General features: G+C 69.7%; 22 protein-coding genes and 2 pseudogenes. 21 read left to right on the top strand and 3 right to left on the bottom strand.

Annotation, left to right across the window (positions count from 1 at the left end; genetic code table 11):
- The first annotated feature begins 25 nt into the window (after positions 1 to 25).
- From ACPPVX_RS07840 to zwf, 3 genes are all read left to right on the top strand, one after another.
- Positions 26 to 1,588, top strand: coding sequence for a glucose-6-phosphate isomerase (locus tag ACPPVX_RS07840; RefSeq protein ID WP_426574334.1), 1,563 nt, complete (start codon positions 26 to 28; stop codon positions 1,586 to 1,588).
- The gene (gene gnd, locus ACPPVX_RS07835) at positions 1,585 to 2,487 is read left to right on the top strand and encodes a phosphogluconate dehydrogenase (NAD(+)-dependent, decarboxylating) (protein ID WP_426574333.1); all 903 of its coding nucleotides are present in this window, start codon (positions 1,585 to 1,587) and stop codon (positions 2,485 to 2,487) included. Before ACPPVX_RS07840 ends, gnd begins: the two co-directional genes overlap by 4 nt.
- 104 nt (positions 2,488 to 2,591) lie before the next feature.
- Entirely contained in the window at positions 2,592 to 3,986 is a 1,395-nt protein-coding gene (gene zwf / locus ACPPVX_RS07830; RefSeq protein WP_426574332.1) for a glucose-6-phosphate dehydrogenase, read from the top strand.
- Here the strand turns inward: zwf and ACPPVX_RS07825 are convergent.
- The 3 genes from ACPPVX_RS07825 to ACPPVX_RS07815 all read right to left on the bottom strand — a co-directional run bounded on the left by ACPPVX_RS07825 (position 3,896) and on the right by ACPPVX_RS07815 (position 8,618).
- Entirely contained in the window at positions 3,896 to 6,301 is a 2,406-nt protein-coding gene (locus ACPPVX_RS07825; RefSeq protein WP_426574331.1) for a putative bifunctional diguanylate cyclase/phosphodiesterase, read from the bottom strand. The two genes, zwf and ACPPVX_RS07825, sit on opposite strands and share 91 nt — an antisense overlap.
- Before the next feature lie 174 nt (positions 6,302 to 6,475).
- A complete protein-coding gene (locus ACPPVX_RS07820) occupies positions 6,476 to 7,738 on the bottom strand; it encodes a geranylgeranyl reductase family protein (protein WP_426574330.1) in 1,263 nt (420 codons plus the stop codon).
- A gap of 46 nt (positions 7,739 to 7,784) precedes the next feature.
- Positions 7,785 to 8,618 carry a c-type cytochrome gene (locus ACPPVX_RS07815; protein WP_426574329.1) on the bottom strand — a complete coding sequence of 278 codons (834 nt, stop codon included), beginning with the start codon at positions 8,616 to 8,618 and terminating at the stop codon, positions 7,785 to 7,787.
- A gap of 341 nt (positions 8,619 to 8,959) precedes the next feature.
- On the opposite strand from ACPPVX_RS07815, the gene ACPPVX_RS07810 reads away from it, so the two are divergent.
- The 18 genes and pseudogenes from ACPPVX_RS07810 to nuoK all read left to right on the top strand — a co-directional run bounded on the left by ACPPVX_RS07810 (position 8,960) and on the right by nuoK (position 24,817).
- A complete protein-coding gene (locus ACPPVX_RS07810; RefSeq protein WP_426574328.1) occupies positions 8,960 to 9,454 on the top strand; it encodes a hypothetical protein in 495 nt (164 codons plus the stop codon).
- Between the two features lie 3 nt (positions 9,455 to 9,457).
- Positions 9,458 to 9,874, top strand: a complete 417-nt coding sequence (locus ACPPVX_RS07805; protein WP_426574327.1) for a 4Fe-4S binding protein — start codon at positions 9,458 to 9,460, stop codon at positions 9,872 to 9,874.
- A gap of 48 nt (positions 9,875 to 9,922) precedes the next feature.
- Complete coding sequence (gene extP, locus ACPPVX_RS07800; protein ID WP_426574326.1) at positions 9,923 to 10,696, top strand: selenite/tellurite reduction operon b-type cytochrome ExtP; 774 nt, start codon at positions 9,923 to 9,925, stop codon at positions 10,694 to 10,696.
- 15 nt (positions 10,697 to 10,711) lie between these two features.
- Complete coding sequence (locus ACPPVX_RS07795; protein WP_426574325.1) at positions 10,712 to 11,491, top strand: menaquinol-cytochrome c reductase cytochrome b subunit; 780 nt, start codon at positions 10,712 to 10,714, stop codon at positions 11,489 to 11,491.
- 15 nt (positions 11,492 to 11,506) lie between these two features.
- On the top strand, positions 11,507 to 12,367 hold the full coding sequence (locus tag ACPPVX_RS07790) for a ubiquinol-cytochrome c reductase iron-sulfur subunit (RefSeq protein WP_426574324.1): 861 nt from the start codon (positions 11,507 to 11,509) through the stop codon (positions 12,365 to 12,367).
- Complete coding sequence (locus tag ACPPVX_RS07785; protein WP_426574323.1) at positions 12,367 to 13,590, top strand: c-type cytochrome; 1,224 nt, start codon at positions 12,367 to 12,369, stop codon at positions 13,588 to 13,590. The genes ACPPVX_RS07790 and ACPPVX_RS07785 overlap by 1 nt, the downstream gene beginning before the upstream one ends.
- Complete coding sequence (locus tag ACPPVX_RS07780; RefSeq protein ID WP_426574322.1) at positions 13,583 to 14,533, top strand: hypothetical protein; 951 nt, start codon at positions 13,583 to 13,585, stop codon at positions 14,531 to 14,533. Before ACPPVX_RS07785 ends, ACPPVX_RS07780 begins: the two co-directional genes overlap by 8 nt.
- 2 nt (positions 14,534 to 14,535) lie before the next feature.
- Positions 14,536 to 14,883: pseudogene (locus ACPPVX_RS07775) on the top strand (NADH-quinone oxidoreductase subunit A); the annotation flags it as partial.
- Positions 14,884 to 14,999: 116 nt separating this feature from the next.
- Positions 15,000 to 15,578 (top strand): annotated as a pseudogene (locus tag ACPPVX_RS07770) (NADH-quinone oxidoreductase subunit B); the annotation flags it as partial.
- Between the two features lie 5 nt (positions 15,579 to 15,583).
- On the top strand, positions 15,584 to 16,114 hold the full coding sequence (locus tag ACPPVX_RS07765; protein ID WP_426574321.1) for an NADH-quinone oxidoreductase subunit C: 531 nt from the start codon (positions 15,584 to 15,586) through the stop codon (positions 16,112 to 16,114).
- Between the two features lie 47 nt (positions 16,115 to 16,161).
- Positions 16,162 to 17,427 (top strand): NADH-quinone oxidoreductase subunit D, encoded by a 1,266-nt coding sequence (locus ACPPVX_RS07760; RefSeq protein ID WP_426575009.1) that lies wholly within the window; start codon positions 16,162 to 16,164, stop codon positions 17,425 to 17,427.
- Positions 17,424 to 18,044 carry an NADH-quinone oxidoreductase subunit NuoE gene (gene nuoE, locus ACPPVX_RS07755; protein WP_426574320.1) on the top strand — a complete coding sequence of 207 codons (621 nt, stop codon included), beginning with the start codon at positions 17,424 to 17,426 and terminating at the stop codon, positions 18,042 to 18,044. Before ACPPVX_RS07760 ends, nuoE begins: the two co-directional genes overlap by 4 nt.
- A complete protein-coding gene (gene nuoF, locus ACPPVX_RS07750) occupies positions 18,044 to 19,429 on the top strand; it encodes an NADH-quinone oxidoreductase subunit NuoF (protein ID WP_426574319.1) in 1,386 nt (461 codons plus the stop codon). The genes nuoE and nuoF overlap by 1 nt, the downstream gene beginning before the upstream one ends.
- The gene (gene nuoG, locus ACPPVX_RS07745; RefSeq protein WP_426574318.1) at positions 19,422 to 22,082 is read left to right on the top strand and encodes an NADH-quinone oxidoreductase subunit NuoG; all 2,661 of its coding nucleotides are present in this window, start codon (positions 19,422 to 19,424) and stop codon (positions 22,080 to 22,082) included. Before nuoF ends, nuoG begins: the two co-directional genes overlap by 8 nt.
- Positions 22,082 to 23,284, top strand: a complete 1,203-nt coding sequence (gene nuoH, locus ACPPVX_RS07740) for an NADH-quinone oxidoreductase subunit NuoH (protein WP_426574317.1) — start codon at positions 22,082 to 22,084, stop codon at positions 23,282 to 23,284. Before nuoG ends, nuoH begins: the two co-directional genes overlap by 1 nt.
- Complete coding sequence (locus tag ACPPVX_RS07735; RefSeq protein WP_426574316.1) at positions 23,284 to 23,937, top strand: NuoI/complex I 23 kDa subunit family protein; 654 nt, start codon at positions 23,284 to 23,286, stop codon at positions 23,935 to 23,937. The genes nuoH and ACPPVX_RS07735 overlap by 1 nt, the downstream gene beginning before the upstream one ends.
- Positions 23,937 to 24,506 carry an NADH-quinone oxidoreductase subunit J gene (locus ACPPVX_RS07730; protein WP_426574315.1) on the top strand — a complete coding sequence of 190 codons (570 nt, stop codon included), beginning with the start codon at positions 23,937 to 23,939 and terminating at the stop codon, positions 24,504 to 24,506. The genes ACPPVX_RS07735 and ACPPVX_RS07730 overlap by 1 nt, the downstream gene beginning before the upstream one ends.
- Positions 24,506 to 24,817, top strand: coding sequence for an NADH-quinone oxidoreductase subunit NuoK (nuoK, locus tag ACPPVX_RS07725; protein WP_426575008.1), 312 nt, complete (start codon positions 24,506 to 24,508; stop codon positions 24,815 to 24,817). Before ACPPVX_RS07730 ends, nuoK begins: the two co-directional genes overlap by 1 nt.
- Positions 24,818 to 24,821 lie beyond the last annotated feature (4 nt).

Raw genomic sequence — 24,821 nt, 5'->3', positions numbered from 1 at the left:
CCTCAGACCCGCAGGAGCTTCAGCGATGAGCAGTGCCGGAATCCGCCGTGAACGACTCGGTCCGATCGCAGGTGAGGTGGCCGGAGCGCTCGCCGAGCTGGACGAACGGGAGGCGGTGCGCCGGCTGTGGGAGCGCGACCACACCCTCTGGTCGTCCGATCCCACCGAGCTGAGCGACCGCATGGGCTGGCTGGAGGTGGCCGCCGACATGGTGGCCGCGGCCGCGGAGATCGACGAGTTCGTCGCCGGGTGCCGGGCCGACGGCGTGACCGACGCGGTGGTCATGGGCATGGGCGGCTCGAGCCTGTTCCCCGAGGTGATCGCGGCGTCGTTCGCCCCGGGGGCCATCCGCCTGCACGTCCTCGACAGCACCGACCCGGCTGCGGTGGGGCACGTCGCCGCCCACCTCGACCCCGAGACCACGCTGTTCGTGGCCTCGTCGAAGTCGGGCTCCACCGTCGAGACCCGCAGCCACCTCGACTTCTTCTGGGAGCGAGACCCTCGCGGCGATCGCTTCGCCGTCGTCACCGACCCGGGCTCGGCGCTCGGTGCCCTCGCTCGGGAGCGGGGCTTCCGCCACGTCTTCGAGAACCGGCCCGACATCGGCGGCCGCTACTCGGCGCTCAGCTTCTTCGGCCTCGTGCCCGCCGCCCTGGCCGGCGTCGACTGGGCGGCCCTGGCCGGCCGGGGCCTCGCCCAGGAGGCTTCGCTGCGCGACACCGATCCGGCGGTCAACGTCGGCCTGCGCCTCGGCGCGGCGATGGGTGCCGCGGTGCGCGCCGGCCGAGACAAGCTCACGTTGCTCATCGACCCGTCGATCGAGGCGTTCGGGCTCTGGCTCGAGCAGCTCCTGGCCGAGTCCACGGGCAAGCAGGGCACCGGCGTGGTCCCCGTTGCCGACGAGGCCCTCGGTCCCGTCGACGTCTACGGCGACGACCGCCTCTTCGTGTCGATCGGTCACGTCGACCACCCCATCGGGGTCGATGTCCTGGCCGACGCCGGCCATCCCGTGATCGAGCTCGACCTGGGCGACGCCCTCGATCTCGGCGCCCACGTGATCGTGTGGGAGGTGGCCACCGCCCTGTGCGGAGCCGTCCTGGGGATCAACCCGTTCGACCAGCCCAACGTGGCCGAGGCCAAGGAGGCCACCAACGCGGTCCTGGAGTCGGGCGCGTCCGGTCTGCCCACCACCACGCTGGCCGAGGTGCTGCTCGAGGTGAAGCCGGGCGACTACCTGTCGATCCAGGCCTACGTCGACCCCAACGGCGACGAGGTGGCCGAGCTCCAGGAGATCCGCCTGGAGCTGCGCGACGAGCTCCAGGTGGCCACCACCTTCGGCCTCGGCCCGCGCTTCTTGCACTCCACCGGGCAGCTCCACAAGGGCGGCCCGCCCACCGGCGTGTTCCTCCAGGTGGTCGGCGCCGATGCCACCGATGCCGAGATTCCTGGTCGAGCGTTCACGTTCTCGCAACTCAAGCACGCCCAAGCTGACGGAGACTTGCTCACGCTCGCTCGCCACGGGCTGCGCTCGGCACGCGTGACCATGGCCGAGCTCGCCGCTCACGTCAACCAGGGAGAACCGCAATGAAGCTCGGCATGATCGGCCTCGGGAAGATGGGCGGGAACATGGCGCAGCGCCTGACCCAGCACGGCCACGAGGTGGTCGGCATGGATCCGGCCAAGCCCGAGGCCGCGGCCCACACCCTCGAGGAGCTGATCCCGCTGCTGGCGGCCGACGGTCAGCCGAAGGTGGCGTGGTCGATGGTGCCGGCGGGCCCCATCACCGATGGCGTGATCACCGAGCTGGGGGAGCGCCTGGCTCCCGGAGACCTCGTCGTCGACGGCGGCAACTCCAACTACCTCGACTCCATCCGCCACGGCGAGGAGCTCGCCGCCAAGGGCATCCACTTCGTCGACTGCGGCACCTCCGGGGGCGTGTGGGGCCTGGCCAACGGCTATGCGCTCATGGTCGGCGGCACCGCCGAATCGGTCGCCATCGCCCAGCCGCTGTTCGACGCCCTCGCCCCGCCCAAGGGGTTCGCCCACGCCGGGCCCGTCGGCGCCGGCCACTACGTGAAGATGGTCCACAACGGCGTCGAGTACGGCCTCATGCAGGCCTACGCCGAGGGCTACGCCATCTTGGAGGCGTCGCCGCTCGGCATCGATGTGGAGGCCGCCATCGGTTCGTGGCAGGAGGGGAGCGTCGTCCGCTCGTGGCTGCTCGACCTGCTCATCAAGGCCCTGGCCGAGACCCCCGACCTCGACGGCATCGCCTCGGTCGCCGCCGATTCGGGCGAGGGCCGCTGGACGGTCACCGAGGCGGTGGCCAACGGCGTGTCCGCGCCGGTCATCTCCGCCGCCCTGTTCGCCCGCTTCACCTCGCAGCACCGCGAGGACGACAAGACCATGAAGGTCATCTCGGCGCTGCGCAACCAGTTCGGCGGGCACGCCATCGAGCTCGAGGACCCGAAGGGCGAGGTCCACTGATCCACCCACCGGCACCCCCGACCGGGCCTCGCGCTGCGAACGCCGTGCGGGACCCGGTACACAGGTGATCCAGATCCACACGAGTTCGAGAGGTGCGTGGGGCAATGAGCGAACGAAGCGATGCGCTGGTGCTGTTCGGAGCCACCGGAGACCTCGCCCACAAGAAGATCTTCCCGGCCATCTACGCCCTGGCGGCCGAGGGCCGCCTCGAGATCCCCATCATCGGCGTCGCCTCGTCGCCGGGAGACGACGGGTTCATCCACGAGAAGCTGCGGGCGTCCATCGACGAGCTGGTGCCCCACGCCGACCCCCGCGTGGTCGACCGCATGTGCGCCCGCCTGACCTATGTCTCGGGCGACTACCGCGAGTCCACGGTGTACGACCTCCTGGCCAAGGTGCTGGGGAACAGCAAGAACCCGCTCTTCTACCTGGCCATCCCGCCGACCCTGTTCGACGATGTGGTGGCCGGGTTGGGCCGGGTCGGCCTCGCCGCCGCCGGGCGGGTGGTGGTGGAGAAGCCCTTCGGCCGCGACCGGACCAGCGCCGCCGCGCTCAACGCGTGCATCCACTCCGCGTTCCCCGAGGAGCGGATCTTCCGCATCGACCACTACCTCGGCAAGGAGTCGGTCGAGAACCTGCTGATCTTCCGCTTCGCCAACTCGATGCTCGAGCCGATCTGGAACCGCAACTTCATCTCGAACGTGCAGATCACCATGGCCGAGGACTTCGGCGTCGGTGGCCGGGGCAAGTTCTACGAGAGCGTCGGCGCCCTCCGCGACGTCCTCGAGAACCACCTCCTCCAGATCGTCGCTCTGCTCGGCATGGAGCCTCCGATCGGCGCCGACGCCACCTCGCTGCGAGACGAGAAGGTGAAGCTGTTCCGCCAGATCCGCACCTTCGACAGCGATCAGCTCGTCCGCGGCCAGTACCGCGGCTACATCGACGAGGACGGTGTCGACGGCGGCTCCGACGTCGAGACCTTCGCGGCCATCCGCTTCGAGATCGACTCGTGGCGCTGGGCGGGCGTGCCGTGGCTGGTGCGCACCGGCAAGGACCTTGCCGTCAACGGCACCGAGGCCATCGTCACGTTCAACGCTCCGCCGCGCCTCCTCTTCACCCCCGAGGGCACGCCCCAGCCCGGCCCCAACTACCTCCGGTTCCTCCTCGGCAAGGCCGACGGCGTGAAGCTCCACCTCCACGCCAAGCGGCCGGGTGACGACCTCGTCCCCGAGCCCATCGACCTCCAGGTCTCCTACGACGAGGCGCTCGGCCCGCGCCAGGAGGCGTACCAACGCCTCCTCGACGACGCCATGGAAGGCGACGCCCGCCGCTTCGGGCGTGAGGACGCCGTCGATGAGCAGTGGCGCATCGTCGAGCACGTGCTCGAGCACCACGACCGCGTCTACCTCTACGACGGCGGCACCATGGGCCCGGTCGAGGCCGACCGCCTCGCCGCCGACGTCGGCGGCTGGGTCGATCCGGTGGCCTCCGCCACGTAGGCGGCCACCTGCGCGGCGGGCATCGGTCGGGCGTAGAGGTACCCCTGGGCGGTGGGGCAGCCGAGCGCCCGGAGCAGGGCGGCCTGCTCGACGGTCTCCACCCCCTCGGCCACGCAGCCGAGCGCCAGGGCGCGAGCCACCTCGATGATGGCGCGGACCACCACCTGCGAGGCGTGGCCGGGCGTCGGGTCGAGCTGCGCCACGAACGCCCGGTCGATCTTCACCGTGTCGACCGGGAGCGCCCGGAGGGTGGCGAACGACGAGTAGCCGGTCCCGAAGTCGTCGATCGCCAGGGCCACGCCCGTGGCGCGCACCGCCTCGAGCGCCGCCTGGGCGTGGCGATCCACCACCCCGGACTCGGTGACCTCCAGCTCCACCCGGCCGGGATCGACGCCCGACGCCGCCAAGACCCGGGTGAAGCCGTCGACGAACCCGGCGGAGACGAGCTGGGTGGGGGACAGGTTGATGGCCACCCGCAGCGGCTCGGGCCAGGAGCGGGCGTCGGCCAGCGCTCGGCGGGCCGCCCACGCCCCGATCGGCACGATGAGCCCGGTCTCCTCGGCCACGTCGATGAACGCGCCGGGAGCGACCAGCCCGCGGGCGGGGTGGTGCCACCGCAGCAGGGCCTCGAACCCGAGCACCCGGCCGGTGGCCAGGTCGATCTGGGGCTGGTACCAGAGCGCGAACTGCTCCTGGTCGATCGCTCGACCCAGATCGTGGAGAGCCAGCGCTCGTGCCGCCATCCGTTCGCCGAGCCCCCGGTCGAACCGGCGGACCACGCCGGGGCCCGCGCCCTTGGCGGCGTAGAGCGCCAGATCGGCGAGGCGGACGAGCTCGTCGGGCTCGGCGGCGTCGCCGGGGAGCGCCGCGTGGCCGAGGCAGCCGGTCACCTCGAGCCGGTTGCCCTCGACCGAGAACGGATCGTGCAGCACATCGAGGAACGAGCCGAGCCGGGCAAGAGCCGAGGCGCCTCCGGTCTCGTCGAGCAGGATCGCGAACTCGTCGCCGCCCAGCCGGAAGCACTCCTCGTCGGCCGTGAGGTCGTGGCGGAGCCGCTGCGCCACGGCGCGAAGGAGCCCGTCGCCGACGGGGTGGCCGAGGGTGTCGTTCACGATCTTGAAGTTGTCGAGGTCGACGATGGCGAGCACGAGGCGACGATCCGCCGACGCCGTGGCGGCTCGCGCCGCGAGCGCCTCGTGGAAGCGGTGCCGGTTGGGCAGGCCCGTCAGCGTGTCGATGGTGGCCAGCCGCAGGACCTCGCGCTGGTGACGGTGGCCCTCGGTCACGTCGGAGCACACGCCGCGCCACCCGCTGGGGCCGGCGCCGACCGGCGTCGGGTGGCCGGAGATGGACCACCACGACCGAACGCCCTCCACGAGCACCGGCACCACGAGGTCTCGGAACGCACGGTCGGCCGCCAGCGCGGCGACCAGCGCGTCGAACGGGGCGCGGCCGTCACGGTGGTCAGCGGCTCCGAGCTCCGCCAGCAGGTCGGGCAGCGACCGGCCCTCCACCCGGTGGACGGGCCGGCCCGTCCGCGCCGCGAACCGGTTCGACACGCCGACGAGCGCCCCGTCGGGCTGGGCCTCCCACAGCCAGTCCCGGGCGCCGCCCTCCACATCGTCGAGCAGCAGCGTCACCACCTCCCGCTCGGCGTCGGCAGCCATCTCGGCCCGGCAGCGCAGCTCGAACGTGACCGAGAGGTACAGGATCGCCAGGCTCAGCGCGGCGCCGTAGACGACGAGCTGCACCGTGAGCAGCCGCAGGGTCGGCTGCCCGGTCGCCACGAACGCCGTGCCGATGGTGAGCACGTGGCCCCACAGCCAGGTGAACCCCACGGTGCGCTCGGTCGACAGGGCCATGGCGCCGGCGCCGATGACCCCGGCGATGGTGGCGACCAGCAGCAGCTGCTGGCGGGGGTCGGCGACGGGCAGGGCCTTCCAGGCGAGGATCCCGTTGAGCACGCTCCACGTGGCCGCCTCGGCCCGCAGCCCCCACAGGTCTCGCCGGCCGCGGTCGTAGGTGGCCTGGCTCCGCGGCAGCCACCACCGCACCGAGTTGAGCCCGAGGAGGACCATCGCCCCGGTCCAGGCCGGGCGGAACCAGCCGGTCGAGCTGGGGATGAAGAACAGCCCGGTCATGACGATGCTGGCGAGGTGGAGCAGGTTGGCCAGGGGCGCCAGCCGGCACGTCACCTGCACCTGGCGGTCGGCGAGCAGTTCGGCCTGGTCGGGGGTCAGCGGCACCGCTGCGCTCCGGGCCATCGGCAGCAGCTCGTGCGCCGCCTCGCGGAAGTGGTCCACCGTCAGCGCCACGTCGCACACCCTGATCCTGATCGAGGTCATCGGATTGGGGTGGAAGGTCCACGATAGCGGTGGGGCCGCGGTCGGCGAGCGGTCTGGTCCTGGGCGCGACCGTCCCGGGTGCCGCCCGGGCCCAGGTGCAGGTGGCCGGCCCCGTGCTCGCCGAGGGAGGCCGGACCCGATGGGTCAGGGCAGCGGTTCGGGGATTCGCTTCACGACCGCCGCGGCCATGGCGTAGGCGGCTTCGGCGGGGCCGATCTCATCGGGCTGGAGGAGGTTGGCCATGATGCGCAGCACCCAGTCCATGAGGCTGCGCGACTGCATGCCGACCTTGGTGAGCTCTCGCATGAGCGCGGGTTGGCCGATCACCTGGGCGAACAGGCGGGCCACCTTGAAGTACAGGCCGTACTCGGCGTCGAGCCACTTCGGGTACTGCTGCAGCGCCATGCCGTCGCCGGTGGCGATCGCCTCGGCCAGGAACTCCGACACCTGGCGCCCGGTCTCGTACGCGTAGTCGATGCCCTCGCCGTTGAACGGGTTGACCGAGCCGCCGGCGTCGCCGACGACGGCCCACGTGGGGCCGACCTTCGGGTTCACCGAACCGGCCATGGGGATGCGTCCCCCGGTGGGAGCGCAGACCGGGTTGTCGGGGTCGATCTTCCAGTAGTCGGGTGCGGTGGCGGCCCACTCCGTCATGAGGTGCGTGGTGTTCACGTCGCGCCAGTCGCGGAACGTGGACAGCAGCCCGATGCCGACGTTGATGGTGCCGTCGCCCACCGGGAAGATCCAGCCGTAGCCCGGCATCGAGTTGCCGTTGCGGTCGCGCACGTCGAGGCAGCTCTCGATCCACGGCTCGTCGTGCAGCGGGCTCTCGTAGTAGGTGCGGATGGCCATGCCGAGCGGGTAGCTGCGGTTGCGGGCGGTGCCGAGCGCCCGGCCGAACCGGCTGTTGGCCCCGTCGGCGATGACGATGTAGCGGGCCTTGATCTCGCGGGTCTCGCCGGTGGCCTTGTCCTTGACCACCGCACCGGTCACCAGGCCGCCCTCGACGATGGGGGCCACGGCTTCGGTGCCCTGGTGGGTCTCGGCTCCGGCCGCCGCCGCGTGCTCGAACACGAGCTGGTCGAGGTCTCGCCGCTTCACCACGAACCCGTGGTCGGGGTAGATCGGGTGGTCGGGCCAGTTGAGCTCGAGCGTCACCCCGTGGGCGACCGCTCGCAGCCCGGTGTAGCGGTGGTACTTCTCCAGCGACTCGTGCAGGCCCATGTCGGTGAGCTGCTTCACGGCCCGGGGGGTGAGCCCGTCGCCGCAGGTCTTGTCGCGCGGGAACGTCTTGCGCTCGACGCACACCACGCGGACGCCGGCCTTCGCCAGCCAGTACGAGGTGGATGCGCCGGCGGGGCCTCCGCCGACCACCAAGACGTCGTAGCGATCGGCGGCGGCGGTCATGGGGCGAGTGTACGGAGCGGGTTCGGGAGCGAGCCCCCGAGACGAGCTACTTGCCGCCCTCGGCGCCGGTCACGGTGGACACGGCGTCGGGATCGCCGGCCTTCAGCGCGGTCACGGCGTCGACCAGGGCGGCCATGGCGGCCGGGTCCTGGGCGAAGAGCTCCGAGTTGAAGTTCGGGTCGTCGGCCGGCTTGCCGCCGTCGATCTCCTCGCGGATGTAGATGACCACTGCGGCCATCTCCTCGGAGGTGAGCGAGGCGAACCCGGGCATCTGGGCGCTGGGCAGGTCGTTGACGTTGCGGGCGCCGCCCTCGCGGGTGGAGTCGCCGTAGGTGCCGTCGGCCCGGGCTCCACCGTCGGCGGCGCCGAAGTGCTCCCAGTAGACCTGCGACAGCGGGTCGGCGAAGGTCTTCTCCACCTCGCCGTTGGTGAGCACCTGGCCGGTGCCGCCGCTCTTCACGCCGGAGCCGTCGGCCTGGTGGCAGCTGGCGCAGTTGGCGGTGTAGACGGCCTTGCCGATGACGAACGGGTCGCTCTCGCCGGCCGGCGGCGGCTGGACGGACGACACGTAGAGGACGCCCCAGAGGGGGAGGAGGGCCAGGACGGGAGCGGCCCAGTAGGGGATGCGCTTGCGGCGCTTGGCCGCGGCGACCACCGCGATGTCGGGCTTCGCCGCGGGCGCGGCCTCGTCGAGCGTGGGCAGCGGTGCGGGGGCAGCCTTCGTCTTCTCGACGGCGGCGGCCGGCGCCGCGGCAGCGGCAGCCGGTGCGTCACCGCTGGCTGCGGCCGGGGCGTCGGCCGGCGCGTCGCCGTCACCGCCGCTCTTGGCAGCGCGAGCGGCGGCGGCTCGCTTCAGCAGGTGCTCGGGGATCTCGGTCAACGCAGGTTCCTCCGCAGGCGGATCGGCACCCATCAGACGGAGGCTGATAGGTGAAACGCGGCCACTCTAGGCCCGGCCTCACGGGCGGGGCCAAGCCGCCGATACTCGTCGTCGAGCCCCGTGGATCACCCGCTCCGCACGCCCTCCGGGCAGGGGCCTGACCCGCACCTCGGCGGGTTGATCCGATGCACCCTCGGGCACCGAACAGAGGGTGTGAACACGGCCTCGATCGAATGTGTGGTCGCGGAGGACGCGTGCTAGACCGTCAGCGAACCGGGTCGACGTACAGGCGCGGTCGAAGTGTTGGATTGTGATCGGATTCACGAGGAGGAGCCGTCGCAGTGATCGGAGCAGATTCAATCCCAGCGCAGCTCTGGGTGATCGTGTGCGCCATCGCCAGTGGTTTCGCCAACGTCGCCTTCACGGGTGCGTTGATCGTCGAGTTCCTCCTGGCCGGGATCGTCGTCTGGTACTCCAAGCGACGGCCCAGGGATGCGTACCTGACCTGGGGTGAGGCGGCCGCCGCGTCGGTGTTCGTCACCTTCGCCCTCTTCTGGTCCTTCGGCGTGGTCCCGCACCAGTGGCTCACCTACTCCGGCAGCGAGCTCGCCATGCGCTCCGATGCCCTCCTGGCCGGCCCCGGCTCCAAGGGCCTCATGCAGTGGTCGCCCATCGTCATCTCCAAGCAGACGGTGGCCGACCTCATCGCCGTGAGCATCTACGGCATGAACCTCACCATCACCATCGTCCTCTGGTCGGTCTGGCAGAAGCGGGGCCAGAAGAAGACCGAAGAGGTCGAGACCTCGTCCTACGGCCGTCCCCTGGTGAAGGCCTGATCCATGGCCAAGACCGACGCCAACCCCCCGATGCCGGAGTTCCGCACCGACTACGCCCTCGTGCAGGTCGATGCGGACTACTTGGCCAAGGCGGTCAAGCCCAAGCAGTTCATCCACATCGATCAGTCCGAGTGCATCATGTGCGAGGGCTGCGTCGACATCTGTCCGTGGAAGTGCATCCACATGGTGCAGCCACAATCGATCGCCGAGGCGGAGGGCACCGAGCTCCCCGGCATCGATCCCAGCGACAACGTGGTGTTCCTCATCGACGACGACGTGTGCACCCGCTGCGCGCTCTGCGTCGACCGGTGCCCCACCGGCGTGATCATCCTCGGAAAGGTGGGCGACCCCGCAGCCAACGGCGACGGGCACCAGCGCACCAACACCCACGGCTACGGCTACGGGATGCGGCTCGGATGAGCGCGATCCCCACCTTCGCCGGCGCACAGAATCGGGAGCAGTAGACCGATGGCCAAGACCATGCAGAACAAGGGCCCGAGCAAGGTGAGCCAGCTCACCGATCAGGTGCAGGCCAGCCAGGCCTGGAACTCGATCTTCCGCCCGGGCTCGATCTTCCGGAAGGGCTACACCGACAGCCCCCGGAACCGGTCCTACGTGATCATGAACTCGGTGCTGTACCACCTGCACCCGGTGAAGGTGAAGCGCCACGCCGTCAAGGTCAGCTACACGCTGTGCCTCGGTGGGCTCTCCTTCTTCCTCTTCATCCTGCTCACGGTGACGGGCATCTTCTTGATGTTCTTCTACCGGCCCACCGCGGCGCAGGCCTGGAACGACATCTACGCCCTCCAGACCTCCGTCACCTTCGGTCTCCTCGTGCGCAACATGCACCGATGGTCGGCCCACCTCATGGTGCTGTCCGTGTTCTTGCACATGGCGCGCGTCTTCTACCACGGGGCCTACAAGCCGCCCCGTGAGTTCAACTGGGTCATCGGCGTCGTGCTGCTGCTCCTGACCCTGCTGCTCTCGTTCACCGGCTACCTGCTCCCCTGGGACCAGCTGGCGCTGTGGGCGGTGACGGTGGGTACCAACATGATGGGGTACACCCCGGTCTTCGGGAACCAGGTGCGGTTCGTGCTCCTGGGTGGTGCCGAGATCGGTACCGACACGTTGTTGCGCTGGTACGTGCTCCACGTGTTGATGCTCCCCTTCGTGATCGTGATCTTCATGGCCATCCACTTCTGGCGTGTCCGCAAGGACGGCGGCATCAGTGGTCCGCTCTAGGTCGAGGAGGACGTCGTGACCGAGATCCCCGAGCACCTGCGCAAGCGAGCCGAAGAGGCTCGCGCCAAGGCTGCGGCGGCCAAGGCCGAAGAGGCCGCGCCCGCCGCCGAGGCACCTGCCGCAGACGCTGCAGACACCGACAGCAAGATCCCCGCGCACCTGCTCGAGCGGGCCAAGGCCGCTCGAGCCAAGGCCGGCGGCGCCGAGGCGTCCGCGGGCGGGTCCGAGGTCTCCCCGGCCACCAGCGGCGGCGGCACCGCCGTCGCCACCGCGGCACCGCCCGTGGCGGCCGGCCCCGGAGGCCACACCCAGCGCCTGCTGACCGTGGTCAAGTCGGGCTCGATCCAAGACGTGAAGGCCGCGCCGCAGGACAAGGTCCACGTGTGGCCCCACCTCCTGTCGGTCGAGTTCGTCGCCGCCCTCGCCTGCACCGCCTTCGTCTTCATCTTCTCGGTGTTCGTCAACGCTCCGCTGCTGGAGCTCGCCGACATCAACAAGACCCCCAACCCGTCGAAGGCCCCCTGGTACTTCCTCGGTCTCCAAGAGCTCCTCGCCCTCTTCCACCCCATGGTGGCGGGCGTGCTGCTCCCCGGCATCGGTCTGGGAGGCCTCATGATGGCCCCCTACATCGACCGCAACCCCTCGGCGAAGCCCGAGGATCGCAAGTTCGCCGTCGCACTCTTCACCATCTTCCTCATGGCGTGTGCGGTGTTGACCATGATCGGCTCGTTCTTCCGAGGCCCTGGGCAGCTCTTCGTCTTCCCGTGGACCGCCGGACTCTTCTTCGAGCTGTGAGGAAGGAAGGCTGAGATGAATCCCCTCGTCATCCTCATTCCGGTGCTGGTCCTTCTGGCCGGCTTCGTGATCTTCGCGTCGCAGCGACGCCGCGAAGACGCTGGAGCTGCCGGCTACCTGTCCCGAGAGACCCGCAAGCGCGACCGGTCGTCGCGCAAGGCCACTGCCCTCCAGGAGGGCAGCACCGGCAAGGACGTCGAGCGCGCCGCGCAGCTCGCCCGCAAGGGCGGCGACCTGGTGCCCGTCACCGAGCCCGCGCCGCCGGCTCCGTTCGTACCGCCCGACGCCGAGGAGATCGGCGTCTACCGCCGCCAGTTCCTGAACCGGTCGATCATCGGCGGCTTCATCCTCGGCCTCAGCGGCTTCGGTGCCGCCGTGCTGGCCTTCCTCTGGCCCCAGACCCGAGGCGGGTTCGGCTCCAAGATCGCCGTCGGCAAGCTCTCCGACGTGCAGAAGGCCATCACCAACGGCAACGGCTTCGCCTACTACCCCGAAGGCCGCATGTGGATCACCGCCTACCCGTCGAGCGCCCTCGACAAGGCTGTGAAGACCTACAGCGCCCCCGAGCTGGCCGGCATGAAGGAGGGCGTGATCGCCCTCTACCAGAAGTGCGTCCACCTCGGCTGCCGCGTGCCGGCCTGCCTCACCTCGCAGTGGTTCGAGTGCGGCTGCCACGGATCGCAGTACAACCAGGTCGGCGAGAAGAAGGGCGGCCCGGCTCCCCGTGGCCTCGACCGCTTCGCCATGTCGGTCGCCAACAACTCGCTCACCGTCGACACGGGCGTGATCATCCAGGGTCCGCCCATCGGCACGAACACCACCGGTCAAGAAGCTGAAGGGCCTCACTGCGTGACGGGTGCAGGAGGTCACCACTGATGGTCGCTGAAATCGCAACCCAGACGTCGATCGGTCTCATCTTCCTGATCGTCGCCGTCATCATCGGGTTGACCTACGCCTTCATCAACATCCGCCAGGCGAAGCCGGAGATCGGCTCGGAGATCGAGCTCGCTCCCAACCGCAAGCCGTACCTCGACGACGAGGCGCTGGAAGGCAAGAAGCTCGACCGCACCCTGTCGTTCGGTCTGCTCGGCCTCTTCATCATCGGCATCGGCCTCCCGCTCTACTGGCTCCAGGAGCCCGGCCGCCAAGACGGTGCCAAGCAGCGCATCCACGACGAGTTCGTCTCCCGCGGCTCGGCCATGTTCGACACCACCGAGAAGGGTGGCTACAACTGCGCCTTCTGCCACGGTGCCAACGGTGTCGGCGGTGCCACGCCGTACACGATCACCGACTCCCAGGGCCGGTTCATCAAGACCGTGACCTGGAAGGGGCCGGCGCTCAACACCGTCCTGCTGCGCTACAGCCGAGACGAGGTGCGCTACGTCCTCACCTACGGCCGTCCGTTCTCGCCGATGCCCGCCTGGGGCACCGCTGGTGGTGGCCCGCTCACCGACCAGAAGCTCCAGGAGCTGATCGACTACATCCAGACGTTCCAGCTCACGCCCAAGCAGTCACAGGCGCAGGTCAAGACCCAGCTGGCCACGATGATGAAGCGCAAGGAGGCCACCTGCGTCTCGTCGGTCACCGACAAGGCCCAGGAAGGCCTGAGTGCCAAGCAGCTGGCCGCGTTCGACCCGGCCTCGGTCGACACGTCGTCGTGCCCGCCGATGTACAAGTCCGAAGGCGAGGCCCTGTTCAACATGGGCTACGACGACGGCTTCGCCGGCGGCGCCTACTCGTGCGGCCGCTGCCACACCAAGGGCTGGTCCTACGGCGAGAAGGCCGCCGACGGCACCGGTGCCTTCGGACCGCCGTTGACCAACGTCCTCCGCCAGTTCCCGGGGGCCAGCCTCGGCCCGCAGGAGCAGACCGACTTCGTCTGCAACGGCTCCGACCAAGGTGTCCGCTACGGCCTGAACGGCCAGGGCACGGGCCGCATGCCCGGGTTCTGCATCACGCCCGGCTACAAGATCAACGCCACCAACGGCGAGGTCGGCATCGACAACAAGGACACCGGAACCGCAGAGCAAGGCGCCATGTTCACCCAGGATCAGGTACGCGCCATCGTGGAGTACGAACGGAGCCTCGCACGTGATTAACGTCCTCGCCTCGCTGTGGTCGTGGGACCCCGGCTTCCGGGGCATCCTCACGGTCCTCGTCGCAGTCACCGTGTTGTGCGGGTCGGTCTTCTTGATCCTCGCCACCAACAACGGTGCGCGCCTCGGCTTCCTCCTCGCGCTCACCGGCTTCACCGGCTGGCTGTTCGTCATGGGGATCATCTGGTCGATGTACGGCATCGGCTACAAGGGCAACGCCCCCACCTGGAAGGTGGAAGACGTCGTCCGCAGCGAGTCCGGCAGCGGCGAGGTCCCCTCGTCGCTCGACAAGGCCACCACGCTGCCCCTCCCCGACGAGCTCCCCGACCCGGTGAAGCTCCGCAACGGCGACGCCGAGTTCACCAAGGCGTTCCCCACGGCCCAGCGAGACCCCAACCTCGGCGACCTCGTCACGGTGCCCGGTCCCGGCGCCGAGCTGCTGAAGCAGGTCAACAAGCAGGTCGCGCCCTGGCGGATCCTCGAGACCTCGAACAAGTACACCGGTGAGACCCAGGCCGTGGTGGCCGAGGCGCTCGGGCCCGACGGCCAGAACCTGTTCGCCGCCGCCAGCGACTACGTCGTCATCGACTCCTTCGTGGTCGGCGGAAAGACCTCGCGCACCGACAACAGCATGGTCGGCCGCGTCAAGTGGCGGGCGCGCTCGACCTTCAACTTCCGGCCGCCGGAGTTCTACGCGGCCGTCCAGCTCCAGGCCGCCATCCCGCAGGCCACCAAGCCCGGCCAGGCCCCGCCCACGCCGGTGCGAGACCCCAACGCCCCCATCATCACCGTGGTGCTGAAGCGGGTCGACGGGCACCTCCTGCGTCGCCACGCGATCGCCCTGACCATCTTGATGGGCGCCAGCACGGCGGTCCTGTGCAGCATGCTGCACCGCCGCGACAAGCTCGCTCAGGCCCAGCGCATGGCAGTGGCGGGAGCCAGCTGACGATGGGCCAGTACCTGCCCATCCTCGTGATGCTCATCTTGGGCATCACCTTCGCCGGCGCCAGCCTGGTGATGTCGAAGCTCGTCAGCCCCAAGCGCCCGTCCGCGGCCAAGGCGGCCCCCTACGAGTGCGGCATCGTGCCAGGGCAGGCGCCGCCGGAGCGCTTCCCGGTGCGGTTCTACCTGGTGGCCATGATCTTCGTGGTCTTCGACATCGAGATCATCTTCCTGTACCCGTACGTGGTGATCCACGACCAGCTCGGGCTCTTCGGCCTCATCGAGATGCTCGTGTTCGCCGCCGCCGTGTTCGCCTCGTTCATCTACCTGCTCGCCAACGGCGCCCTCGACTGGGGGCCGGTCCAGCAGCTGCGGCGCACCGATCCGGCCGTCAGCACCGAGCGCACCACCACCTCCACGGTGCGGCGCGTCGGCCAGGACGGGCGCGAGCCCGCCGAGGTGGCAGCCTGATGGCGGGCCTCGACTTCAGCAACGGGCTCGAGACCCTCGACCACAACTTCGTCACGGCGAAGGTGGAAGACGTCGTCAAGTGGGCCCGGACCCGCAGCATGTGGCCGGCCACCTTCGGCCTGGCCTGCTGCGCCATCGAGATGATGGGCACCGGCGGCGCCCACTACGACCTCGCCCGCTTCGGGATGGAGGTCTTCCGCGCCTCTCCCCGCCAGGCCGATCTGATGATCGTGGCCGGCCGGGTCTCGCAGAAGATGGCCCCGGTCCTGCGGCAGATCTACGACCAGATGATGGAACCCAAGTGGGTCATCTCCATGGGCGTCTGCGCCAGCTCCGGCGGCATGTTCAACAACTACGCCATCGTGCAGGGCGTCGATCAGGTCGTCCCCGTCGACGTCTACGCCCCCGGGTGCCCTCCCGGGCCCGAGACGCTGATCCACGCCATCGGCACGCTCCACGCCAAGATCGAAGACGGCGAGATCTTCCGGCGCCGTGCCGAGAACGGCGGCGGTGCCGGCATCGAGGTGACGCAGCTCGATGGCCAGCGTGCACCGCAGCCCATCATCCTGGGTCGGGCGTAACCATGTCGGAGTCCACCACCGCCACCGACGAGTCGGTGGCGCCTGAGCCTGCGCCCGAGCCCGAGCTGATCCACGGCTCGCCCGTGACCCGTCACCGGGGGTTCGCCGCGGTGCACGTGGCGCCGGACCAGTTGGTGGCCACCGTGCGCGCCCTGCGCGACGAGGGCTGGCTGCAGTGCCTCGATGTCACCGCGGTCGACTACCTCGCCCACCCGCAGTCCGACCTTCCGCCCGGCGTGCAGCCCGAGCGCTTCGAGGTGGTCGTCACGCTGATCTCGCACCTCGCGCACGAGCGCATGCGGATCCGCGTCCAGGTCCCCGAGGCCGACCCCATCGTGCCCACGCTCTTCGAGGTCCACCCGGGCACCGAGGCCATGGAGCGCGAGGTGTTCGACATGTTCGGCATCGCCTTCGAGGGCCACCCCGATCTCACCCGGATCCTCATGCCCGAGGACTGGGAAGGACACCCGCTGCGCAAGGACTACGGCATCGGCCGCATCCCCGTGCAGTTCAAGGAAGCACCCGACGCATGACCGCCACCGAAGAGCACGCGCACCTCACCGGCGAGGGCGACCAGGAGATGGCCCCGCGTCCGATCGCGGGCGGCACCGAGGTGCTGCGAGAGGTCGGATCGGTCCTGCGGATCTCCGAGGCGCAGGCGCAGGAAGACGCGCCCGACGACGCCGAGACCACCATCATCAACATGGGGCCCCAGCACCCCAGCACCCACGGCGTGCTCCGGCTCATGCTCGAGCTCGAGGGCGAGACCGTGCTGCGCACCAAGCCCGTGATCGGCTACCTCCACACGGGGATGGAGAAGACGGCCGAGACCCTCACCTACCTCCAGGGCGGCACCAACGTCACCCGCATGGACTACGCCTCGCCGATCTTCAACGAGCTGGCGTTCTGCCTCTCGGCCGAGCAGCTCCTCGGCCTCGAGCTCCCGCCGCGGGCCACCTGGATCCGCATGCTCATGTGCGAGCTGAACCGCCTCACCTCGCACTTCCTCTTCCTGGCCACCAACGGCATGGACCTCGGGTCCACGTCGATGATGATCTACGGCTGGCGCGAGCGCGAAGAGGGCCTCCGCATCCTCGAGATGATCACGGGCCTGCGGATGAACCACAACTTCATCCGCATCGGCGGCAGCGCAGCCGACCTGCCCGACGGCTGGCAGCAGCGGCTCACCACCTACCTCGACTCCATCCCCGAGCGGCTGGAGGAGTACGAGGTCCTGATGACCAACCAGCCCATCTGGCGAGAGCGCCTCCAGGGCGTGGGCTCCATCTCGGCCGAGGAGGCGCTGGCCCTCGGCGCCACCGGCCCCATCCTGCGGTCCACGGGCTACGCCTGGGACCTGCGCCGCGACATGCCGTACCTCGCCTACGACCAGGTCGAGTTCGACGTGATCGTCGGCACCTACGGCGACAGCTTCGACCGCTACGCCATCCGCCTCAACGAGGTCCGCGAGTCGGTGCGGATCCTGCGCCAGTGCATCGAGATGATGCCCAAGGGCGACTACCGGATCCAGGACAAGAAGGTCACGCCCCCGCCGCGCGCCCGCATCGACGAGTCGATGGAAGCGCTGATCCACCACTTCAAGATCTTCACCGAGGGCTTCAAGGTCCCCGAGGGCGAGGCCTACGAGGCCGTCGAGTCGCCGCGCGGCGAGCTGGGCGTCTACCTCGTGTCCGACGGCTCGGCCAAGCCGTACCGCATGCACGTGCGCGGCCCCAGCTTCGTGAACCTGCAGGTCCTGCCCCACCTGATGCACGGCGGCCTGATCGCCGACGCCGTCGCCGTCATCTCCTCCGTCGACCCGATCATGGGAGAAGTCGACCGATGAGTCGGTTCAGTGACGACAACCTCGTGACCGCGCTCGAGATCCGGTCGCGGTACCCCGTGGCCAAGAGCGCCACCATCCCGCTGCTGCACCTGGCCCAGGAGCAGGACGGCTACGTCGCCGACGACGCCATGGAGCACATCGCCGAGCTGGTCGGCACCACGCCCGCCCAGGTGCTCGGCACGTGCTCCTTCTACGAGATGTTCAAGCGGGAGCCGGTCGGCACCTACCTGGTCAACATCTGCACCAACATCTCCTGCCAGATCATGGGCGGCGAGGAGCTGCTCCACCACGCCGAGCACAAGCTGGGCATCAAGGCCGGGAGCACCACGGCTGATGGGGCGATCACCCTCGAAGACGTCGAGTGCATCGCGGCGTGCACCGAGGCCCCGTGCCTCCAGGTCAACTACCGCTACCGCCACAAGATCACGCTCGACGAGTTCGACCAGCTGATCGACGACCTCCGCGCCGGCAACCTGGCGGCCGACATCCCGCCTCACGGCACCCTTGCCAAGGTCCGCCAGCACATCCCCGCCGACAAGGCCGCCGGCACCGCCGATCCCACCGGCGTCCCCGAGCCGGTCTGGCTGGCCCGCAACGCCGAAGGGGCGGAGAGCTGATGACCGTCACCGACGCACCCAAGATCATCACCACCCGCTTCGACGTCCCCGACGGCCACACCCTCGAGGGCTACCTCCGCACCGGTGGCTACCAGGGCATCAAGGCCGCCCTGGCCAAGAAGCCCGCCGACGTCGTCGAAGAGGTCAAGTCCGCCTCGCTGCTCGGTCGCGGCGGCGCCGGCTTCCCTGCCGGCGTGAAGTGGGGCTTCTGCCCTCCCGGCGTGTTCCCCCGCTACCTCGTGGTCAACGGCGACGAGTCCGAGCCCGGCACCTACAAGGACCGGCTCCTCATGGAGCGCGATCCCCACCAGCTCATCGAAGGCGTCCTCATCGCCTGCTACGCCGTCGGCTGCAGCCAGGCATTCCTCTACGTGCGCGGCGAGATGGCGCACGCCCAGGAGCGCATCGCCCAGGCCCTCAACGACGCCTACGAGGCCGGCTACGTCGGCAAGGACATCCTGGGCTCCGACTTCTCCGTCGACATCGTCCTGCACTGGGGTGCCGGCGCCTACATCGTCGGCGAGGAGACGGCCCTCATCGAGAGCCTCGAGGGCAACCGGGGTATGCCCCGCCTCAAGCCGCCGTTCTTCCCGGCCGCCAAGGGCCTGTACCTCCAGCCCACCATCGTCAACAACGTCGAGACGCTGGCCAACCTCCCCTGGATCGTCGAGAACGGTGGCGCCGCGTTCGCCGCCCTCGGCGCCGAGAACTCCCGGGGCATGCGCATGTTCGCCGTGTCCGGGCACGTGAAGAACCCGGGCGTGTACGAGGTCGAGTTCGGCGTCACCACCTTCCGCGACCTGCTGTACGCGCCGGTCTACGGCGGCGGCATCCGGGGCGGCAAGGAGCTCAAGGCGTTCATCCCGGGCGGTGCGTCCGCCCCGTGGCTGTACCCCGAGCACCTCGACACCCCGCTCGAGGCCGGCGTCGTCGGGAAGATGGGCACGATGCTCGGCTCCGGCGCCATCGTGGTGTTCGACGAGGACACCGACATGGTCAAGGCCTGCCTGCGCCTGGTGCGGTTCTTCGCCCGCGAGTCGTGCGGCAAGTGCACGCCGTGCCGTGAGGGCACCAGCTGGCTCGAGAAGATCCTCGAGCGCATCGTCGACGGCCACGGGCGCCCCGAAGACCTCGACCTCCTGCTCGACGTCTGCGACAACATCTCCGTCGGCATGAACTGGCCCCCGAAGCAGACCACCATCTGCCCGCTCGGCCAGAGCGCCACCACGCCGGTCGCCTCGGCGATCATGCGCTTCAAGGACGAGTTCGAGGCGTACCTCGGCGGGCCGGCCGAGACCACCGTCCTGGTCAAGGGCCCCGCGTTCGTGGGCCCGTACACCCTGCCTGCCGCTCCTGCTCCCAACGAGGTCACGGCCGATGCCTGACGCACCTACCGAGACCACCGTCTCCATCACTGTCGACGGCAAGCAGGTCGACGCCAAGCCGGGCGAGCTCGTCATCGATGCCGCCGAGCGCAACGGCGTCTACATCCCGCGGTTCTGCTACCACCACCGCATGGAGCCCGTCGGCATGTGCCGGATGTGCCTCGTCGAGGTCGACACCGGCCGCGGCCCGGCGCTCCAGCCCAGCTGCATGCTCACCGTCGCCCCCGACATGGTGGTCGAGACCGAGTCGCCCGTGGCCAAGAAGGCCCAGGACGGCATCCTCGAGTTCCTCCTGATCAACCACCCGCTCGACTGCCCGGTCTGCGACAAGGGCGGCGAGTGCCCCCTTCAGGACCACACCATCGCCTTCGGCCCGGGCGAGAGCCGGTTCGTCGAGGAGAAGCGGCACTACGAGAAGCCGATCGCCATCTCCGACAACGTCTACCTCGACCGGGAGCGCTGCATCCTCTGCGATCGCTGCACCCGGTTCGCCAAGGACGTGGCCGGCGACACGCTGATCCACTTCCAGGACCGCGGCAACGGCACCCAGGTCAACACCTTCCCCGACCACCCGTTCGCCTCGTACTTCTCGGGCAACACCGTGCAGATCTGCCCGGTCGGTGCCCTCACCGCCAAGCCCTACCGCTTCAAGGCCCGGCCGTGGGACCTCGACGTCGTCGAGTCCACCTGCACCGGCTGCGCCACCGGCTGCCGCATCGTGGTCGACGCCTCCCGCAACGAGGTGCTCCGCTACGTCGGCGTCGATTCGGACCCGGTCAACTGGAGCTGGCTCTGCGACAAGGGCCGCTTCGGCTTCGAGTCGGTTGGCGCCGAGGCCCGCTTCAGCGCTCCGCTCATGAAGGACGTGTCGGGCACCCTCGCCGAGACCCGGTGGGCCGACGCCCTCACGGCCGCCGCCCGGGCCATCAAGTCCGGCCTCGACCGCAGCGGGCCCTCGGGCACCGCGGTGATCGGCGGCTCCCGCCTCACCAACGAGTCGGCGTACGCCTGGGCCAAGCTGGCCAAGGGCGTCATCGGGACCGACTCCGTCGATGCCCAGCTGGGCGACGGCCTGCCCGCCGAGGTGGTGGCGTCGCTGCCGCAGGCGACCATCGACGAGGCCTGCGCCGCCGGTGGCACGCTGCTCGTGATCGGGTCCGACCCCAAGGACGAGCTGCCGGTCCTGTTCTTGCGCATCCGCGACGCCGTCACCCGCCACAAGGCCACCGTCATCGAGCTGGCCCCGGCGCCCACCTCCCTCACCGAGCTCGCCGCCCACTCGCTGCGCACCACCCCCGGCGCCGTCAACGAGCTGGTCGCCAAGATCATCGCCGGCGAGGGCGATCTCGCCCCCGTCCGGGATCAGCTCGCCTCGGGCCGCTTCACCGTCCTGCTCGGCCGGGGCTCGGTCGCCGAGAGCCCTGACGCCCTGGTGGCTGCCGCCGCCGCTCTGCTCGAAGCCTTCCCCGAGACCACCTTCCTGTCGGGTCTGCGGCGCAGCAACGTCCACGGCGCCATCGACCAGGGCCTCGCCCCCGGGATGCTCCCCGGCCGGGTGTCGCTCGCCGACGGCCGCAGCTGGTTCGACCGCTTCTGGGCCACCACGCCCACCGAGACCGGCCTCGACACGGCCGGCATCCTCGCCGCCGCCGCCGACGGCAAGATCGACACGCTCGTCCTGCTGGGCGCCGACCCGCTGGGCGACTTCCCCGACCGCGAGCTCGCCGCCCGCGGCGTGGCCGGTGCTCGCACCGTGATCGCCATCGACACCCTGCCGAACGCCTCCAACACCGAGGCCGACATCATCCTCCCGGCCGCCGGGTTCACCGAGGTCGACGGCACCACCACCAACATCGAAGGCCGCCTCTCCGTGGTCAACCAGAAGGTCACCGCGCCGGGCACGGCTCGCCCCGACTGGATGATCGCCGCCGAGCTGGCGTTCCGCCTGGGCGCCGACCTGCAGCTCACCTCCGTCGACGACATCTGGGACGAGATCTCCGAGATCTCGGCCATCCACGCCGGCATCACGCTCGAGCAGCTGGCCAACGAGACCGACGGCATCCTCCTGCGCCCCCGGGTCGAGGTCGCCGTCGTGGCGGCCCCCGAGGTGATCGAGGCCGAAGCCACCGCCCAGACCGAAGCCGTTGCCGCCGAGGCCGCCGACGATGTCGACGAGGCCCAGGCGCACGAAGCCGCCGCCAACGAGGCGGCCGGCGACGCGGCGGCGGCCGAGCAGGCTGCCGAGGCCGAAGCGGCCAAGCCCGTCTCGTCGGGTCCCACCCCGCCCGAGACCATCGCGTTCGCCGCCCCCTCCTACGAGGCGCCGGCGCTCGACGCCTACTCGCTGCGGCTCGTCACCTACCGCAAGCTCTACGACCAGGGCACCATCGTGCAGGCCGCGCCGTCGCTGGCGGGCCTCGCAGCCGGTCCCGCCATCGCCGCCAACCCGGCCGACCTCGACCGCCTCGGCGTCGGGGGCGACGACCGGGTGAAGGTCTCGTCGGCCCACGGCTCGCTCACGGTGTCGGTCACCCCCGACGCATCGGTGCCGGTCGGCACCGTGGCCATGGCGATCGGCCAGGGCGATCCGTCGCCCACCGTGCTGATCGATGCCACCAGCGCGGTCACCGAGATCCGGGTGGAGACGCTCTGATGTTGCTCGCCAACGACCCGCTGCTCGCCGGGCACATCGACTTCGGCGTGGTGCTCATCGTCATCATCAAGGCGGCCATCACCCTGGGGATCACCCTGATCGCCACCATGTTGATGATCTGGTTCGAGCGCAAGGTCATCTCCGACCTGCAGAACCGCGTCGGCCCCAACCGCGCCGGGCCCTTCGGCATCCTGCAGACCCTTGCCGACGGCCTCAAGGTCCTCCTCAAGGAAGACCTCATCCCCGACAAGTCCGACAAGTGGATCTTCCGCCTGGCCCCGATCCTCACGATGGTCCCGGCGTTCATCGTCTTCGGGCTCATCCCGCTCGGCGGCGACTTCCGCAACGGCAACGACGGCGTGGTCCACATGTTCGGCCACGACACCTACCTGCAGCTCGCCGACCCCGGCGCCGGCGTCCTGGTCATCTTGGCCATGTCGTCCATCGCGGTCTACGGCGTCATGCTCGCCGGCTGGTCGTCCGGCTCGAAGTACCCGCTGCTCGGCTCGGTCCGGGCCAGCGCCCAGATGGTCTCCTACGAAGCGGCGCTCGGCCTCTCGGTGCTCGCCGTCGTGCTCGTCTCGGGCACCCTCACCACCAACGGGATCGTCGCCTCCCAGAGCATGTTCGGCTGGAACCTCTGGACCACCTGGTTGCTGCCGTTCGTGATCTTCTGCCTGGCCGCCACCGCCGAGCTCAACCGCCCGCCGTTCGACCTCGTCGAGGCGGAGCAGGAGCTGGTGGGCAGCTTCCAGACCGAGTACTCGGGCTTCCGGTTCGCGATCTTCTACCTGGCCGAGTTCCTCAACGCCATCACGATGGCCGCCATCATCGTCACCTTGTTCCTGGGCGGGCCCAACGGGCCGGTGCTCATCGGGCCCGGCTGGGCCTGGGGCTTCGTCTGGTTCCTCATCAAGATCGTGGTGATCTTGTACATCTTCGTGTGGGTCCGGGCCTCCGTGCCCCGTGTCCGCTACGACCAGCTGATGGACCTCGGCTGGAAGCTGCTGATCCCGCTCGGGCTCGGCTGGCTCCTCGTCCTGGTCGCCCTGCAGCTGGCCCAGAACGAAGGCTGGACCGTCTTCCAGCAGATCCTCACCGTGCTCGCCGGCGTGGTGGCCATGGCGCTGTGCGCCTCGGTGCTGTCCATGGCGATGCGCGCTGCCAAGCGCAACCGGGTGTTGGAAGGGGTGATCGACTGATGGGGTACCTCGGAGGGTTCAAGGTCACCTGGAACCAGAAGGGCAAGAAGCAGCGCGTCACGCGCGAGTACGCCAAGGACGAAGGGGGCAAGCGCGACAAGCCCGAGCGCCTCCACGGCCGGCACGTGCTCAACCGCTACGAGGACGGCATGGAGAAGTGCATCGGCTGCGAGCTGTGCGCCGGTGTCTGTCCCGCCAAGTGCATCTACGTCCGCGGGGCCGACAACGATCCCGCCGATCCGGTGTCGCCGGGCGAGCGCTTCGGCTTCGTCTACGAGATCAACTACCTGCGCTGCATCCACTGCGACCTGTGCGTGGAGGCCTGCCCCACCGAGGCCATCACCGAGAGCAAGCTGTTCGAGTTCTCGTTCACCAACCGCGAGGACGCGATCTACACCAAGGCCGAGCTGGTCGTCGACGACGACGGCCTGCCCCAGCAGCTCCCCTGGGAGGACTGGACCGACCTGGCCGACATCGCCCGCAACTCGTCGGCCTGGGTCCGCGCCACCGCCCCCGGCGGCAGCGCCGACTACGTCGGCAAGGTCGGCTGGAGCGGTGAGCTGGGCTTCGGCGTGAAGGATCCCGAGCTGGGCCAGACCGCCCCCGATCCCGTCGTCCCCGCACCTGATGCGTCCCACGGGGGTGGCCACTGATGGAGACCGCCGTCTTCCTCGCGGGCGCCGCCATCTGCCTGGCCGGCGCCTTCGGCGTCATCTTGTTCCGGAACCCGGTCCACTCGGCGCTCAGCCTGGTCCTCACCCTGTTCGGGATCGCCGTCTTGTTCATCGCCCTCGACGCCGAGTTCCTCGCTGCGGTCCAGGTCATCGTCTACGCCGGAGCCATCGTCGTGATGTTCCTCTTCGTGATCATGCTCCTGGGCGTCGATCAGCAAGACGACATCACCGTCGAGCACCTCAAGGGCCAGCGCCCCGCCGCCGCGGTGGCCGGGGTCTTGCTGCTCGGCGGCCTGGTCGCCGTCTTCTTGACCGGGGCCATCACCGGCCAGTCGTCGGCCAACGCCAAGATCGACGACCTCACGCCCAACGTCGAGCAGCTCGCCCGCTCACTGTTCACCGACTACCTGTGGGCCTTCGAGATCACGTCGGTGCTGCTCATCATCGCCGTGGTGGGCGCCGTCACCCTGGCCCGCCACCGCCGCGACGCGTTCATCGACGACGACCCGGCCGATGAGATCCCGGGCCCCGAAGAGGTGACCTCGTGATCGTCGCCTCCGTGGCCCCCGAGGCCTACCTCGTGCTGGGCGCCATGATCTTCACGCTCGGCGCGGTGGGCCTCCTGATCCGCCGCAACGCCCTGGTGATGTTCATGTGCGTCGAGCTCATGCTCAACGCCGTCAACCTCACCTTCGTGGTCATGGCCCGCGAGCTGCACGATCTCGGCGGCCAGGTCGCCGTGTTCTTCGTGCTGGTCGTCGCCGCTGCCGAAGTGGTGGTGGGCCTCGGCATCATCGTGTCGATCTTCCGGCGGCGCCCCGGCGCCACCGCTGATGACCTGTCGGTCCTGAAGGGCTGAGGGA

It is taken from the genome of Aquihabitans sp. McL0605 (assembly GCF_049993875.1).
Classification (GTDB): domain Bacteria; phylum Actinomycetota; class Acidimicrobiia; order Acidimicrobiales; family Iamiaceae; genus Aquihabitans.
The sequence above is the reverse complement of the archived record's forward strand: the minus strand, read 5'-3'. Positions and strand labels throughout refer to the sequence as shown.